Origin of the sequence: Roseburia faecis (genome assembly GCF_001406815.1) — a bacterium.
GTDB classification, from domain to species: domain Bacteria; phylum Bacillota; class Clostridia; order Lachnospirales; family Lachnospiraceae; genus Roseburia; species Roseburia faecis.
Genome location: NZ_CVRR01000037.1, coordinates 42,374 through 58,199 on the forward strand (window position 1 = coordinate 42,374; position 15,826 = coordinate 58,199).

General features: G+C 46.0%; 13 protein-coding genes. All 13 read right to left on the reverse strand.

Annotated features, from left to right (window positions below):
* Positions 1-34: 34 nt before the first annotated feature.
* Positions 35-2,737 carry a translation factor GTPase family protein gene (locus M72_RS11475; protein WP_055068323.1) on the reverse strand — a complete coding sequence of 901 codons (2,703 nt, stop codon included), beginning with the start codon at positions 2,735-2,737 and terminating at the stop codon, positions 35-37.
* A gap of 74 nt (positions 2,738-2,811) precedes the next feature.
* A complete protein-coding gene (locus M72_RS11480; protein ID WP_055068324.1) occupies positions 2,812-4,098 on the reverse strand; it encodes a DUF4317 domain-containing protein in 1,287 nt (428 codons plus the stop codon).
* A complete protein-coding gene (locus M72_RS11485; RefSeq protein WP_022046997.1) occupies positions 4,095-4,661 on the reverse strand; it encodes a hD domain protein in 567 nt (188 codons plus the stop codon). The genes M72_RS11480 and M72_RS11485 overlap by 4 nt, the downstream gene beginning before the upstream one ends.
* A gap of 55 nt (positions 4,662-4,716) precedes the next feature.
* Complete coding sequence (locus tag M72_RS11490) at positions 4,717-5,592, reverse strand: methionyl aminopeptidase (RefSeq protein WP_022046998.1); 876 nt, start codon at positions 5,590-5,592, stop codon at positions 4,717-4,719.
* Positions 5,593-5,595: 3 nt separating this feature from the next.
* Positions 5,596-6,267 (reverse strand): hypothetical protein, encoded by a 672-nt coding sequence (locus M72_RS11495; protein WP_055068325.1) that lies wholly within the window; start codon positions 6,265-6,267, stop codon positions 5,596-5,598.
* 9 nt (positions 6,268-6,276) lie between these two features.
* Positions 6,277-7,494 carry a C40 family peptidase gene (locus M72_RS11500; RefSeq protein ID WP_055068326.1) on the reverse strand — a complete coding sequence of 406 codons (1,218 nt, stop codon included), beginning with the start codon at positions 7,492-7,494 and terminating at the stop codon, positions 6,277-6,279.
* A gap of 133 nt (positions 7,495-7,627) precedes the next feature.
* Positions 7,628-8,611, reverse strand: a complete 984-nt coding sequence (locus M72_RS11505; protein ID WP_055068327.1) for a hypothetical protein — start codon at positions 8,609-8,611, stop codon at positions 7,628-7,630.
* Between the two features lie 34 nt (positions 8,612-8,645).
* Positions 8,646-10,208, reverse strand: a complete 1,563-nt coding sequence (locus tag M72_RS11510) for a DUF3794 and LysM peptidoglycan-binding domain-containing protein (RefSeq protein ID WP_022047002.1) — start codon at positions 10,206-10,208, stop codon at positions 8,646-8,648.
* Positions 10,209-10,279: 71 nt separating this feature from the next.
* Complete coding sequence (locus M72_RS11515) at positions 10,280-10,522, reverse strand: Veg family protein (RefSeq protein WP_022047003.1); 243 nt, start codon at positions 10,520-10,522, stop codon at positions 10,280-10,282.
* A 100-nt stretch (positions 10,523-10,622) separates the two neighbouring features.
* Positions 10,623-11,039, reverse strand: a complete 417-nt coding sequence (locus M72_RS11520; protein ID WP_055068328.1) for a protease complex subunit PrcB family protein — start codon at positions 11,037-11,039, stop codon at positions 10,623-10,625.
* Positions 11,040-11,092: 53 nt separating this feature from the next.
* Positions 11,093-11,836: a lysophospholipid acyltransferase family protein gene (locus tag M72_RS11525; protein WP_022047005.1), complete on the reverse strand. Its 744-nt coding sequence runs from the start codon at positions 11,834-11,836 to the stop codon at positions 11,093-11,095.
* Positions 11,837-11,895: 59 nt separating this feature from the next.
* Complete coding sequence (locus M72_RS11530) at positions 11,896-14,085, reverse strand: methyl-accepting chemotaxis protein (protein ID WP_022047006.1); 2,190 nt, start codon at positions 14,083-14,085, stop codon at positions 11,896-11,898.
* 112 nt (positions 14,086-14,197) lie between these two features.
* On the reverse strand, positions 14,198-15,784 hold the full coding sequence (locus tag M72_RS11535; protein ID WP_022047007.1) for an alpha-amylase family glycosyl hydrolase: 1,587 nt from the start codon (positions 15,782-15,784) through the stop codon (positions 14,198-14,200).
* Positions 15,785-15,826 lie beyond the last annotated feature (42 nt).

Here is a 15,826-nt window from a genome sequence, read left to right on the forward strand (position 1 = left end):
ATTTTTAATGACATTGTATGTAGATTCTTCAAACTTATCTCTTCTGACTTGCCAGATAATTTTCATACTCCAGCCGGCTCAGCCGCTCGATCTCCTCCCGGAGATTGTCCGCCGACATGCGAAGCGCCCCCTGACTCATGACCGTAAGCTGCTCCAGCCCGTCATTTGTCGCAACCGTGACACGGTACTTGTGCCCGATCTCATGCACGGTGCGCTCGATAAATGCATCCGCGGTCTCATCGGTTTTCGTGTAGACCACATCCAGATTGTGATATTTGCTTTTGGCACCCGGATGTTCCTTGCGCTTATAGGCATCAAACACCACCAGCACCGGACAGCTCTTGTATCCCTGATAATTGCTTAAAATATCCAAAAGCTTGTCCCTTGCGGAATCAATATTGACACGGGAAAGTTCGTTTAAGTCTTTCCATGCAAAAATAATATTGTAACCGTCCACAATCAGATATTCTTCCTGCGGTCCCTTCGCCGGATAGATCGGATTGCCTTTTTTATCATATTTTACCACATTCGGCTTCGGCGCATCGGATTTCTTTTTCAGCCACTTGCGCCGTTCCTGATCTTCCATATCTTCGCGGCTCATGCCAAACTCGCGGGCATAAATCTGCTGCAGCTCCTGATCTAACTCCCAGCCGGTCTTGCCGGAAGACTGCTGCCGGTGCACCGGACCAAAACTCTGCCCGTCGGTCTCATAACTGCGCCCGTCCGCAGGTGTCTGGGTTTCCTCCTCCGGCACAAACTGCCGCGGCAGATGCATATAATCATCCACCTGATCCCACGGCACGATAAATCCGGCACCATGCGCACAGAATACCGATCCGGTCGGATTTGCCGTATCCGCTTCACTGTCGTATCCGGTTTCCGCGATCACTTCCTCACTGTTGTGACAGACATCATAACCGGAAAGTTCCAGTGTCAGATGCCCGAGTCCACGGGTATATGCATGTACCTCACTGCTGTAGTCCTGCATCGTTGCGACCGGAACTGTGCCCTGCAGCACGGCGTAGTCCATGCCGTTTCCGGTGCCAAATTCCGGCGAATCAAACTTGCCTGCACGCTGCTTTAAGTCGGTCATGGCACGGCCGACCATCTCCTGCGGTACTTCAAGCGTAAATGCGTATACCGGTTCCAGCAGTACGCTTTCCGTGCTCTTTAACCCCTGCCGGATCGCGCGGTAAGTTGCCTGCCGGAAATCACCGCCCTCGGTGTGTTTGATATGGGCGCGTCCGCTTAAAATCGTGATTTTTACATCGGTGAGTGCTGATCCGGTCAGTACGCCCGGATGTTCCCTCTCCATAATATGTGTTGCGATCAGCCGCTGCCAGTTGAGGTCGAGCACATCCTCACTGCACACGCTCGCCACCTCGATTCCGCTGCCCGGTTCGCCCGGCTCCAGCAGCAGATGCACTTCCGCATAGTGGCGCAGTGGCTCAAAATGTCCCACACCCTCCACCGGCTTTGCGATCGTCTCCTTATATACAATGTTGCCCTGTCCAAAGACAACCACAACACCAAAGCGCTCTTTGATCAACTGCGTCAGAACTTCGATCTGCACCTGTCCCATCATCTGCGCATGGATTTCCTGCAGTTGCTCATTCCAGAGGATATGAAGCTGTGGATCTTCCTCCTCAAGCTGCTTTAATTTTTCCATCATCTCCACGGCATTCACTTCGTCCGGCAGATAAATCCGGTAGTTAAGCACCGGCTCGAGTACCGGCACACTGCTCTCCTGCTGCGCGCCGAGTCCCTGTCCCGGTACGGTTGTGGTAAGTCCGGTCACAGCACAGACTTCCCCGGCCTCCACCGCCTCCGCGGTCTCAAATTTTTCTCCGGAATACAGACGGATCTGGTCAACTTTTTCCTCCAGACCATCATAGGAAATCCGGTCTTTGACATGCAGCGTGCCTCCGGTCACTTTCAGATAGGTCAGCCGCGCTCCTTTTGTATCTCTGCCGATCTTGTATACACGGGCGGAAAATTCGTTTTCATACTCCGGTGTCCTGTGATATTTTGCAAAGCCTGCAAGCAGTTCTTTCACACCCTTCACTTTGAGTGCCGAGCCATAGTAGCACGGAAACAGTTCGCGCTTTGCCACCGCATGCGCCAGATGCTCCTCTGCAATGCTGCCCTGATCCATATACTCATCCAGCAGTGCTTCGCTTCCCATCGCAGCTTCCTCGAAAAATGCTTCTCCGCTGTCCTGTGTAAAATCCACACATCCATCGGACAGTTCGGTTTTTAACTGCTGCTGCACGACTTCCTTGTCCGCCCCCGGCAGATCCATCTTGTTGACAAACAAAAAGGTCGGAATGTTATAGTGCTGCAGGAGTCGCCAGAGTGTCCGCGTGTGTCCCTGCACGCCATCGGTTCCGCTGATGACAAGAATTGCATAGTCGAGCACCTGTAACGTGCGCTCCATCTCCGCGGAAAAATCCACATGCCCCGGCGTATCCAGAATTGTCAGACCTATTGTCTGTTCGCTATGCAAATTTTCATCCGTCATTTGCAGCCGAAGCCGCGCCTGCTTGGAAAAAATTGTTATTCCACGCGCCCGCTCCTGCGCATCCGTATCCAGAAATGCATCCTGATGATCCACACGCCCCAGCGCACGGATCTGCCCGGTGGCATATAACAGTGCCTCCGACAGTGTGGTCTTTCCGGCATCGACATGCGCCAGCAGACCGATATTTATATTTTTTGCGGGATTTTTTCTGCCCATAAAAAAAGCCCCTTTCCATGTATCATAATCCAATAGATTTATGATAGCACAGAAAGGGGGAGAAGTCACGAATCTTACACCGTCGTATTCACTCCATTGATCGTGGCGTGCTCATCCTCGCCCATCGGGATCACCAGACATTTCTGCCCATTAATCACCTGTGACTTGATCTGCGATGCCTTCTCCGGCTTCACGCGCAGTACCACATCATACGTCTTTGTCTCAGCGATATAATTGTCGATTTCTTCCTGCTTTTCAATCAGCTGGGAGGTGCGCTCCGCAAGCGCCTCGTCCTTTTCGGTAAGCTGCACGGTCAGTGTGCCGACCTGATCCTCGAGTGCCATTTTTTCCACACGCAGTTCATTCTGCACAAGCGCCTTGGAGTCGATCACATTCTCTGCTGCAGGCGGTTTCTCGCCAAATGCCTCATCCACAGACTTTTCGATCTTTGCAGCCTTTTCCTCGCTGATCTCACTGTCTGCAAGAAGCTTTGTGACCACTTCCTTATCGAGCAGGAAAACATCTTCGTCATCGTCGTGTGTCTCGGCATATTCATCGATCATATCACTTAAATTCTGCTGCAGATCCAAAAGCACATCATCCGTGTGCTCATCCTCTGCGCCAAGCACGTTTCGGACGATGGAATGGAATGCCATCTTCTGCTCGGTTGCAGTGCGCTCAATGCCGCAACCCAATCCGTTTGCCATAAATTCAGAATGTGGCTCCTTGGTATTTTTCGTGTAAAACAATGTCGAATGGATATCCGTACTGCGGTCATTGAATGCCGGGAATAAAAATGCAGTGTCCACAGCTCCTACCACCCAGTCGCGCACGCGCGGCCCGATCCGGTGCTCCTCCTCGAGAAAGCCAAGCCCCGGCTTTGACAGATCGACCGGACAGATCGCACAGATCAGATATTCGTACACTTCCTCGGACTCATCGAGATTGTTATTGTCACTCGTCCGGCTCATCACATCGTATGCATCGTGAAACAGCACGATCAGATAATTTCCGGCATGATCATACGTGTCGATTACCAGATCATAAAAGGTATCCAGCAGATTTTCATCTTCCAGCTTCGATGCGCGCAGTGCCATCAGAATATGCTGACGACCACCCACTTCCTCTTCCTCAATCGGAAACTTCAATTCCAGAAGGTTATTTCCGATGGTTCCGGACAATGCCTTATTTGCAATTTCCAGATATTTGTAAAATTCATCTTCTTCCAGATTCAGAAATGTATTTCCAAACTTACAGACTTTATTGTGATTTCCGTCAACGTAACAGCCACACACGCGCGTAAACGTTGCCGCCTCTTTCTTGAATCTTCTTTTTAACTCCAGGACTTCCTTTTTATTCATTTCTTGGATTCCTCTTCCCTGATTTTCTCTTTCAGTTCCTCAAACAATGAAAGAAACTCTTTCTCCACATCAGCCATCGGCTGAAATTCATAGCTCGGTGTGCTCACCATAACCGGCTCCACCGAATACATTTTTTCATCCATAAAATGAAGGAACTCATAATACAGGCAGCTGTCATCAATGTTCGTAATCAGTTCTGCCTCTTCCCCCTCCGGCACATATCCCAGAAATTTAGTGTAGATCATATGCTGCAGCTGTTCTTCGATCTGCAGATACATCGTCATGTTTTTCTTGACCGGGCGGGTAATGTCCGCCAGATAAGCTTCACTTCCATCGTGAAGCAGACAGGCAAGTGCCGTCTGTGGCAGATAGTTTCTCGCAGTTGCCTCATGGCAGCACTGGATGCAGTGCTGACCTACAGAAAAAAACTGCGGGAAATGCCCGTTTGCCCGCGTCATCATCGACAGGGCATGTGCAATATCCTCAATTCGTATTTTATCCTCTTCCGGCTCAAAGGTATTAAAGTCAACCTTTGAAAATGTTGTCAGACAATCCTTTTTCATCTGTACTCCCCCATATTACACGCATACATCAAAGATGTATGGCATACGTGAACCTTTACCAGCTAAGTACTTCATGGCCATCCTCAGTGACAAGAACCATGATCTCCCACTGTGCAGATGGCATTCCATCCTCGGTGTATACTTCCCAGTCGTTCTCTTCGTCAATGAAAATCTCCACACCGCCCATGTTAACCATCGGCTCGATGGTAAAGATCATACCTGGAGCAAGCACCATCTGGGTTCCTCGTTTGGAATTATAACCAACCCACGGCTCCTCATGAAATTCCAGGCCAACACCGTGGCCGCCAATTTCACGTACAACGGTATACCCGTTAGCATAAGCATGATCGTGAACTGCCTGACCCATATCACCCAAAAAACCCCAGGGCTTTACTTCCTTAAGTCCAAGTTCTACACATTCTTTCGTTACCTGAACCAGTTTCTTTTTCTCCGGGCTTACTTCCCCAATGCAGAACATCCGGGAAGAATCGGAAAAATATCCGTTCAGAATGGTAGAACAGTCTACATTGATAATATCCCCCTCTTTTAAGATCACCTTCTCGGAAGGAAATCCGTGACATACCTGCTCATTCACTGAAGTACATACACTGTATGGATATCCTTCGTAGTTGAGCGGTGCCGGAATACCTCCCATGGAAGTGGTCATATCATAGACAATCTTATCAATTTCCGCTGTATTCATTCCTGCGTGAATGTTCTTTTCTATGTAATCAAGTACTGCTACATTGATTTTGGCACTCTCCTTTATCCCTGCAATCTGATCCGGCGTCTTGATCAGGTCATGTGTCGGAACAACGTGACCCTCCTGTGCCAAACGTGCAAGTTTATCATCGAAAGCCGCATGACACGCCTTATATTTCTTGCCGCTTCCGCACCAACATGGATCATTTCTTCCTAATTTTACTGACATTTTTTAATCTTCTTTCTTTTTATTATTGTATGTGACATTTCCAAAACTCACACGATTCCATACTTTAGCATTCACTTTGTATTTTTGCTTTTTCAAAAGCTTCTGATAGGAATCCTCCATATACGCATAATCGTCATAGGTACGGTTATGCAGCTGTGCATACACCTCCTGATATTTCTGGGCGTATGCAATTCTTTGGATCGTCTTTTTTGCATCTTTTCTGGAAATCCCCAGTGCCGTTTCCCCCTGACGTTCCGTCAGATCCTCCCAGAAATCCTCCAGTTTATTGTCCATATGTTTTTGGTCATTGTCATCCAGTGTAAGGCCTTCCTCCATGGCCATCTGATAAAAAAGTTCATCATGAAGTGCCATCTGCATCGCATTTTTGCGTGCAACGGCATTCATAAATCCCCCTTCTACGCGCATACTCCAGTAACGGTTCGGATCATCCGGATCGTATACCAGTGCCTCCTGCTGAATCTGATATTCCTCATATCCGACATAAAATGCCATGTCTCTGAGGGTCAGTTTTTCACCATTGATCTGCGCTGCCACTTCATCCAGAGACTCCCGGTACACAAGCGGCCTTGCATTCGTCATGCTATTATTATTTCTCATGAGCATCACAAGCACAACTGCAATCAGAACAATGGATACCAGATGTTTTGGTCTCATCAAAAACTCCTATACCAGTCTGCGTATTGCGGTGATCGTGTGACAGTTCACCGGACGGCTGTTTGTAATGCCGGCTCTTGTTGACTGCGCCTCCACGATATTTCCGTTTCCAATGTAAATTGCCACATGTCCCGGATATACCACGACATCTCCCGCCTGGATATTCTGATAAGACACCGGCTGTCCCACACTCTTAAATGCCTGGGAATACCGTGGGGTACTGATTCCAAAATGTGCATAGACCTGATGTACAAATCCGGAACAGTCAACCCCATTGGTCAGACTGTTTCCTCCCCATACATATGGGTTTCCGACAAACTGCTGCGCATAAGCCACAATATCCGCACCGCCCACATTTGTTGTCTGTGAAGGATTGCAATCCGGATCTTTCAGATAGGAATCGCTTGCAATTCCACCACTGGCACCGGTACCTCCACCGTCATAGGTGTTGGCATTGGCACGCGCTGCCGCTGCCTCCTGCGCACGGATAATTGCCTCCTGTTTGGAAATTGTCTTTTTATAGTCCTGCGCCTGCTTCTGTGCTTCTGCCAGCTGCTGCGCATAGGCATCTTTTTGTTGTTCGAGCTTTGCCATGAGGGTTTTCAGTTCCCCCTGCTGGGTCTGATACTTATCCTGCAAAGCAAGCAGACTGTCCATCTCATCTGCCAGCTGCATCGTCCAGTCCTCAACCTTCTTTACCGCATTCTGATAAGAAGTCATAAGTTCCCTGTCAGATTTGTACAGATCGGTCGCATATTCAATACGGTTTAACATATCGGAAAGTCCATTGGACTCCAGAATGGCAGACCAGATGGAATTATCCGTACTGTTCTCATACAGATACTGAATCCTGAGCTTCATGGCATCATACTGGTTCTGTTCTTCTTCCTTTGCTTCTTCCAGCTTTTTGTTTGCCTGCTCCACTTCATTCTGCTTGTCCTTAATATCCGACTTCAGCTGTTCCTGCTTGGAAAGAAGTGTTTTCATCTTGGCTGCGGCAGCAGTGATGCTGTCTTTTACATCCGACTGACTGTCTTTGATATTTGCAATATCGCTGTTTTTTGCTTTCAGTTTTTTCTTGTACGCATCACGCTTCTTTTCTGCCTCGGTCTTTGCATACACATTCGGCACCGCACACGCACCTGCGGTAAGTGACCCGGCCAGAACAAACACCAATACTGCTGCACAAATCTTATTCTTTGTTTTTACATGTATTTTCTTATGCATATTATGCCTCCAGACTTATCTTCCATGGGAGTGCTCCCATACCTTCCTTTATTGTGGCACAAAATACATATTTTTTCTACTGGTTTTTCTTACTAATTAAGGAAAAATTCATAAATTTTTTCAAAAACAGCCATTAATTCCGCAAATCAGCATTATTCATTAACCAGACCGTACTCAGTTTTCCATCTTCCCCATATTGTGCCTGCAGGCTGGTATAATATCCCTCGTCTTCAAAATACCACTCATAGGACGTATAATTGCTCATGCTCACATAATTTGTCAGTTGATATCCCAATACCTGTCCAAAATCATCCGGCTGACTCTCAAACCCCAGATCCCCTACCAGTTTCAGATCATTTTTTCCCACCGGTGAACCCGGATTTAATGTAAGTCCTCCAACGATTCCCTTTTCCGGCACAATATCCTTATCTGATGTATTAAAAATAAAGATCGTCCCGCGGTAAGTTCCATCCTCCTCATAGTATGCATAACCATCAGATTCTCCCGGCTTAATCTTTTTCTCTTCATCGTTACTGATGGTAAATCCGGCTTTTTCAAACTCCGAAAATTTACACGGAATCGAAAACTCGTTTCCGGAAAGGGCGAATGTATGAAATCCATGCACATAAGACACATTCTCCCCATTCAGATTCTTAAATTTTCCATCCGGCGTCTTACTTTTTGAATCTGCCTCAGCATCTTTGTGGGAATTTTCAGAGGTATGGGAACTGTCATCGTCCCGAATCGTCTGAATTGCCTCACGAATCAGACCCACAGTACGGTTGTCGGACTTTAAATACATTCCCACGATTCCGAAGATTGCAACCACACCCAGAACAATCACAACAATTGCGATGGCCTTTTTGACTCCCGAATTGTCCTTGACCGGATTTCCCTGCGCATCAACCTCACTTTCTCCCTGCTCCCGTTTCGCCCGGCAGTGTATTTTTTCGCGCTCCGCGCGCTCGTATTCCCGCTGGCTCCAGCTCTTCTTTGGCTGATCATCCAGCCGCTGTCCGTCACGCGAATAATACACCCCGTTTAAGTTATATCCCCCCGATGGTTTCTGCTCCGGTGGTGCATAGTCCTGAAATTTCTTTTTTCTTTCGTTTTCCATAACTTTCTCCTTTTGACGCTTTCTATCATCAATTCTAACATTCACTCACTTTCTTTACAATGAGTAACTTATCGCCCTGCTGCACATCTGCCGATTTGAGTCCGTTTGTCTCCATAATTTCTGCCTCGGTAGTATGAAAATGTCTTGCAATGTCCCATAATTGTTCTTCTTTTTTAACAATATAGCCAACAATTCCCGGCTGCTTCATCAGTTCCACCGCGTCTAGCGGTTCCTTATGGATATCCACAATTTTTTCCATGCACACTTCCTGCTGTACAATTGTCTGCAGGGAAATAACCGCCTTGACCTCAAATCGTTCGTTATCCAGCAGATTCACCGCAAGCTGATCAATCGCCGGCTCGATTTCATAAGAAATATCTTCCGTGTGCCCTTTCATGCCGGGAACATCAACAATCTGTGTAAACGGAATCTGTTCCTGCGTATGTGCAATCGGAAAACTGTCATCCGTCGTTGCATACAAAATATCAACCGTCAGGATTCCTTCTACCTGTAACCCGTTTTCCACCGGTTCCACATGATCCATCTCTGCATGCCCCTCAAAAGAACACAGCTGTAAGATCCGTTCCTGTTCTTCCGCCAGCTTCATCTGTTCAGAGATCCGCAGTTTTGCTTCATTTTTAATCAGCAGTTTTTTTGCACAGACCATTTCTTTCTGTGGCACAAGATTTGTTTCCAGCGAATAGACATCTGCCAGAAGTTCCACATTCCTTTCTTCCCACAGCTTCATTTCCACATCCATGGAAAGATTCAAGCTCAGCGCCCTCATTTCGCCATCATAATCTTCTGCCGGTTCCACCTCATATTCTTTCGTCTGGCAATGTACCCAGCAGACCGGCTGTGTTCCGGTCATTCCCCCTTCTATTGATTCGGAAAACGGAACCATCGTTTCATACCACTCCATTTTTCCTTCCGGACTGCTGTACAATACATTCACATACGCTTCTCCCTGAATCTGCATCTGCTCCCCGGTGCAGATCACCTGCCGGTTACGCACTTCCACATAATCATAAAGCAGATGTCCGATATTCGGACTGGACTGTGGCAGTGCAATATCACTGTGCACACGCAGGATATCCTTTTTCGCGGATGTCAGTGCCAAAAGCTGCATCGTCCGGCTTTTCTGCTGAATATCCGGATCATTTTCAACACCACTTACAATTTCTTCTTCCACCGGCACCTCACACACGGCATGAATGCCAAGCAGAGCACGCACGGCAAGCTTTCTGGAATTGATGGCACTGATATTCAGATCCTCCAGATCTCCGCTCAGATTGACGGTATCGCGTTCTTCCACCTCATCCATAAAAATTTTTTCTCCGAAATTTATACTGTCCGTAAAAGATTCCAGCCGGTTATCTTCACTGCGGTATAACACGACAAAACGCAACTGTCCGGTAACCCACACCGTCTGGCTGCTCACCTTGACATCCTCAAAAATAACAGAACCCCTGGTATGTATAATGTTCAACAGATCCGGTTTGTTGTCTTTTACAATACAGTCATCATCCAGCGTAATCTGGGTAAACGCCTTGCTCCTTAGTAAATTCTGTCTGAACAGCTGTCTCTTCAATTCCAAAACAAAAAAATCCCCTCTCTTTGAAGTAAGTATACTAATACTTATTCAAAGAAAGGGAATTTTATTCATTCCTAACAAAGTTTCATTCGAATGTCCTTTGTAATAATATCAGTGTAACTGAATGACAATAACTGTGGAGGATTTTCCTCTCGCTCGTCATCTACAAGTACTGTAAAAACGCTTGGATATGCGCCCTGGATAACGCCTTCCTGAATATCTACCTTGTTACGTCCACGGTCTAACTGAATTTTCACTCTGTTACCGCGCTGCCGATGAACGGATGCCCGAACCTTGCTAATCTGTGCCTGTTCCATTGTTGCCTCCTCCATTTGAGTTGAATATTCTAGAAAATACTATATCTAGTAGCTTTAGTATAGCAGAGTGTTAAACTTTTTACAATAGTTCTTAAGTACCCTATTGAAACAGTACCTCTTCCTCCCGCAGTTCCAGCTTCAATACAATAAACGGATAACTAGGTGCTTTTGTCACCTCTTCTCCGTTTTCCGGTCCCTGCAGTCTCGTCTTTACACAGATGGCGGTATCACTCAGATAACAGTCTTCCACGGAGATGCTGTATCCTCCGGTCTCCTGTATTCCATAACCTCTGGCAACGTATAAATATTCATTATCGCTGTATGTAAAACGGAAATCCCCCTCCTTTTTTTCTTCAATCTGTTGTCTTAAGGCTTCCGGAAGTTCTTCCTCCTTTGTCACGGTAAACTCCAGATCCTTTACCTTCTCCTCACATTCTTTTCGCACACACCCGCTCAGCAGCATAAGCACCCCCAGCAAAATGATCATCAGGATATACTTTCTTTTTTTATCTTTCATGGTTGACCACTCTATTTTCGTTCTTATGCTATCCTATGCAGCGGTCGTGCGATCTATTCTTTTGTATTTTTGTGTTCCTGCAGCATTTCATGAATCACATTCTGACAGTATACACCGATATGTTTCTGATCTTCCTTGGAAAGCTCCGAAAGAATAATCGGTTCTCCATACGTCAGTTTTACCTCTGTACTGTGCAGCCACGGAAAATGATTTTCAAAAATATCTGCCGTCCCGGTAAGTGCCATCGGAATAATCGGGCATCCCGTCTTCTGTGCTATTTTAAAAGAACCGTCCTTAAACGGCAAAAGCGTCGTTGCATCCTCCCGGTCACGATTTCTCGTTCCCTCCGGGAAAATACAGATAGAAATGCCGGACTTCACCTGATCGATAGCGGTCAGAATGGTCTTAAGTCCCTGCTTTAAATCCTTGCGGTCAAGAAACAGACAATACAGACGGCGCATCCATATTCCCAGCAGCGGAACCTTATTGACACCATCTTTGGAAATATACCCGGTCAGATTCGGACACTGTGCATAAGTAATGACAATATCAAAAATGCTGCGGTGATTTCCAATATAAAGTACAGCCTGATCCGTTGGTACATGTTCTTTTCCCTCAACAGTCAGATGAACCCCCGCCAAAAAAGATACACAGCGCAGTCCCCACTGCACAATCCGAAGCTGGCTGATATCGGCTGCATGTTTATCAAATTTTGCGATAATCCATTCGATTCCGAGAACCGGCAGTCCAAGAATCAAAAATAAAAAAACATAAATGACTACGATAATTGTCCGCATTTTCTTCCTCCATAAAAAAAGCCTGAAGCATTTCATCTTCAGGCTTTTTCACTTTTTGCTTAAACCTGGAACGTTGACAGTGCATCCAGCAGGCTCTGGGCCTTGGTCGTAAGACTCTGGGATGCTTCATCCAGATTCTTGATTGCATCCAGCTGCGTACCTGCTGCCGAATGTACCGATGAAGAACATTCTGCCGTCTGGGTGGACGCATCGGAAATACTCTCAATTGCACTGAGTGTCTCGTTTCGTGCACCATTCATTTCCTGCACATTATTCGAAATCGTCTGCAGTGCCTGAATCAGCTGCGCTACAAGCTGGTCAATCTGTTTAAAGGAATTTGTGGTATCCTCTACAACGGAAGACTGGGAAGAAACTGCATCTTCCGCCTGTCTTGCGATATTTACCACTTCTCCCGTCTTGGAAACGATTTCATCTACAATGGAAGAAATCTGGGAAGAAGAAGCAAGACACTGATCGGCAAGCTTTCGGATTTCTTCTGCGACCACAGAAAATCCTCTGCCGGCATCTCCCGCACGCGCTGCCTCAATGGACGCATTCAGGGAAAGTAAATTCGTCTGTTCCGCAATATCATTGATCGCAGAAACAATGTTGCTGATGGATTTTGATTTTTCTTCCAGTTCCTGTATTGACTGAATGACATTTCTTGTAATGTTTGCAGTGGTCTCGGATGTCTGCGTAAGTGTCTGTACAGAAGATATACCGGTGGTAATGGTTTCTCCAGTTGCAGAAGTAAGTTTTCCCAATTCATCTGCATTGGAGCTTACATTATTAATCTTTCCCGATAAGGAATCCATCTGACTCATACAGTTATCGGAACCGGTATCCAGTTTGTTCACACCACTCTCAATCTCTTCAACTGCACTCTGAATATTCTTAGAGGTTTCAAGGAATGTTCCGGATGCCTCTGCCACATGAATTGCCGCTTCTCCAACCTGCTGACTCACATCATTGACATCCAGAATCAGCGATTTCATATGCTCTACGGTATCATTGACACCATCACACAGTAAACCAAACTCATCTTTGTGCTTTGCGGAAAGATGAACCGTAAGGTTTCCATTGGAAACTTTGCGCAGCTGACGCAGAATATATTTGATGGTTCCTGTCATCTGACTCGAAAGGAATAATCCAAGTGCAAGTGCGATGATCATACAGACAATCACAAGTACGGTTGTCAGCTGTTTGATTCCGGATGACTGCTCAAGCAGACGGTCAGAAGGAATCAGTGCCGTAACCATAAGATCTCCGGCTGAAAGTTTACTGTATACAAACATGTATGACTTTCCATTAAATGTAATCATCTGGTTTCCGGAATCTTTTTTCCCGTTCAATGCTTTCTTATAAAAACTTGTACCGTAAATCAGTGCTTTTTCCGTCTTGACGGATTCATCGGAATAAAACTCTTTTCCATCCGTATCCGTAATTAATGCTACATAGCCTCCCTTTCCAGGGTCCAGTGACTGCATGGCGGAACGGATAAAGGAATCACTGATGTTTATGATCATCATGGCCGGCTGATTGTTCATTTTTTTGGCAATTCGCAGACAGTAGGAATCAATTCCCAGATCCAGTACTTTATCCGAACTTTCATCTGCCCCGAAGAAAAACCAGTTTGTTGCACTTTCGCTGACCAGTTTTCCCTGATCGCATCCGACATAGTCCGTATAAACATTTCGGTCACGAACAATTCCCTGACAGTCAATCGTACGCTTGTTGTCCGCGATAATATAGGCTCCCTGAATCTTGCTGTCGAGTGCCATCTTATTGCGCAGTCTGCTCTGATAGTCTTTGCGCACGGAGCTCTCATCATACACCTCCATCAGTCCTGCAAAATACTTACGCAGATCCGACTCGGTCAGATAGGTCTTAAATTCGTCCTTCTCACTCGTGATAACCAGATTGATATACTGCTGCATCGTATCAGCAGTCTGCTGTACAGATTCTTTGTATGTATCCACAATGGCATTGGAAGCGTTATTGTAAGAGGTAATACCAAGAACCAGCACACCTATCACCGGGATTAAAAAAGCCCCAACCAGCCGCATCGCAATGCTGCGATAGAATGGGATTTCCGATTTTTCCCTTTTCTGCCCACCGGGTGACGCTTTGATGTTTATCTTTTTTTCCTTCCGGGAAGCATTGTCACGTTTCGGTATTTTCTTTGTTTTCTCTTTTTTGACCTTTTCTTTCTTTAGTTTATTTACTTTCTGCTCATCGTTTTTTTTCATATTGCATACGCCTCCGTTAATTCAGACGATTCCTCCCCGCCTATAATATAGATAATATACTACAATCTGACAAAAAACTCAACTTGAAACTACTATAATTTGTTATACTTTACTATTTTAACACAGCAATACTGCATGCCGGCATCTCCAGTTTCCCATCTTTCAGCTGTACCGTCTCTTCTTTCAGTGTCAGGCTTCCCTCCAGGTTCATATTTTCAAGTGCTGTTTTCTTCAGGTCAACCGTACCGTTTCCTTCCCCAAGATTATACACAATTCCGATGGTACTGTCCTGATACGTTTTCGTGATTGCCGCCTGTGAATCTTTACACAGACTTTCTACTTTTTCTATGGTTCCCCTTGCAATTTCCGGATTCTGATTCCGCAGACGAAGCGCATTTTTATAGTAACTTAAGATAGAATCCTTATCCTTTTCCTGTTCATCTTCTGCCGGAAACGGAGATTCAATTCCAGCATCCATATCTGCCGGTCCCTTTGTCATTCCTGTGGTGTCAGTTTTTGACCACACCATCGGAATACGCTTATTTTCATCCTTTGTTCCGGAACTGTTCATGCCAATTTCTTCCCCATAATAAACAAACGGACTGCCGTTCATTGTCATCAGGAGACCTGCTGCTGTCTTAATCTTATCCGGATCATTCACCAGCGTATTGGCAATCCTTGCCATATCGTGATTGGACAAAAACGGTGCATCAATATAATCCGGATTTTTTTGGGAGAAATCATTCTGATATTTCAGCATGGAATTCACAAGGCTTACCGGATCGCCCTTTCTTACCGCATTGACCAGTGCCCCTTTTGCCGTTCCCGCATCAAAATTGAACATGCTTGGTGTTCCACTCGCATAATAATCCGCAATGACATTCTCACTCGCCCACACTTCGGATACCATATAAAACTGTGGATTTTTTTCTTTACAGTATGTGTACAGTTTATTTAAAATATCACAATTCGCATTGGTTGCATTTTCTTCATAATGCATGGCCGCATCCATCCGGAAACCATCCACACCGAGATCTATCCAGTAATCCGCAACTTCTTCAAATTCCTTCTGTACTGCCGGGCTTTTCAGGTTCAGATCCGGCATTTCCGACCAGAAGGATCCCTCATACCACCAGCTGCTGCTTCCCGGCACTGCATAGTAGGTTGTTCCCTCCTGCTTGTCAGAAAAATGATAGTAATCCACATACGGACACACTGTATCGTCCGGTTTTTCTCCTGCCTTCAGACCGGCAAGATACTCACATGCCTGTGTAAACCATGGATGCTGGGAAGAACTGTGGTTCATTGCCACATCAATGATCAGCCGGATACCTTTTTCATGACACGCACTTGCCAGCTCTTTAAAATCATCCGCCGTACCATATGCCTCGTCCACCGCTTCGTAATCCGTTGTATCATATTTATGATAGGTTGGGGAAGGCATGATCGGCATGAGCCAGATTCCGTTGCATCCCAGATCTGAGATGTAATCCAGCTTTTCTTCCACACCCTTTAAATCCCCCATGCCGTCCCCATCACTGTCATAAAAGGAGCCGACAAAAATTTCATAGTAATTACGGTAATTATCATCCATAATATTTAATTTTGCTTCCTGTGTACCGTGCCCCGAAATACAGCCTGCAAGCACCCCGGCAAAAAGCACCAGCACAACAACTGCCGACAAAATTCTTTTTTTCATAACCTTTCCTTTCTTCATCGGATGAAAAAACCGGCGGTCAAA

What these genes read in the sequence shown, in the direction of transcription:
- M72_RS11495 (WP_055068325.1), bottom strand. Translation starts at nt 6,267, where the DNA reads ATGAGACCAAAACATCTGGTATCCATTGTTCTGATTGCAGTTGTGCTT.
- M72_RS11535 (WP_022047007.1), bottom strand. Translation starts at nt 15,784, where the DNA reads ATGAAAAAAAGAATTTTGTCGGCAGTTGTTGTGCTGGTGCTTTTTGCC.
- M72_RS11475 (WP_055068323.1), bottom strand. Translation starts at nt 2,737, where the DNA reads ATGGGCAGAAAAAATCCCGCAAAAAATATAAATATCGGTCTGCTGGCG.
- M72_RS11480 (WP_055068324.1), bottom strand. Translation starts at nt 4,098, where the DNA reads ATGAATAAAAAGGAAGTCCTGGAGTTAAAAAGAAGATTCAAGAAAGAG.
- M72_RS11485 (WP_022046997.1), bottom strand. Translation starts at nt 4,661, where the DNA reads ATGAAAAAGGATTGTCTGACAACATTTTCAAAGGTTGACTTTAATACC.
- M72_RS11505 (WP_055068327.1), bottom strand. Translation starts at nt 8,611, where the DNA reads ATGGAAAACGAAAGAAAAAAGAAATTTCAGGACTATGCACCACCGGAG.
- M72_RS11490 (WP_022046998.1), bottom strand. Translation starts at nt 5,592, where the DNA reads ATGTCAGTAAAATTAGGAAGAAATGATCCATGTTGGTGCGGAAGCGGC.
- M72_RS11515 (WP_022047003.1), bottom strand. Translation starts at nt 10,522, where the DNA reads ATGGAACAGGCACAGATTAGCAAGGTTCGGGCATCCGTTCATCGGCAG.
- M72_RS11525 (WP_022047005.1), bottom strand. Translation starts at nt 11,836, where the DNA reads ATGCGGACAATTATCGTAGTCATTTATGTTTTTTTATTTTTGATTCTT.
- M72_RS11500 (WP_055068326.1), bottom strand. Translation starts at nt 7,494, where the DNA reads ATGCATAAGAAAATACATGTAAAAACAAAGAATAAGATTTGTGCAGCA.
- M72_RS11530 (WP_022047006.1), bottom strand. Translation starts at nt 14,085, where the DNA reads ATGAAAAAAAACGATGAGCAGAAAGTAAATAAACTAAAGAAAGAAAAG.
- M72_RS11520 (WP_055068328.1), bottom strand. Translation starts at nt 11,039, where the DNA reads ATGAAAGATAAAAAAAGAAAGTATATCCTGATGATCATTTTGCTGGGG.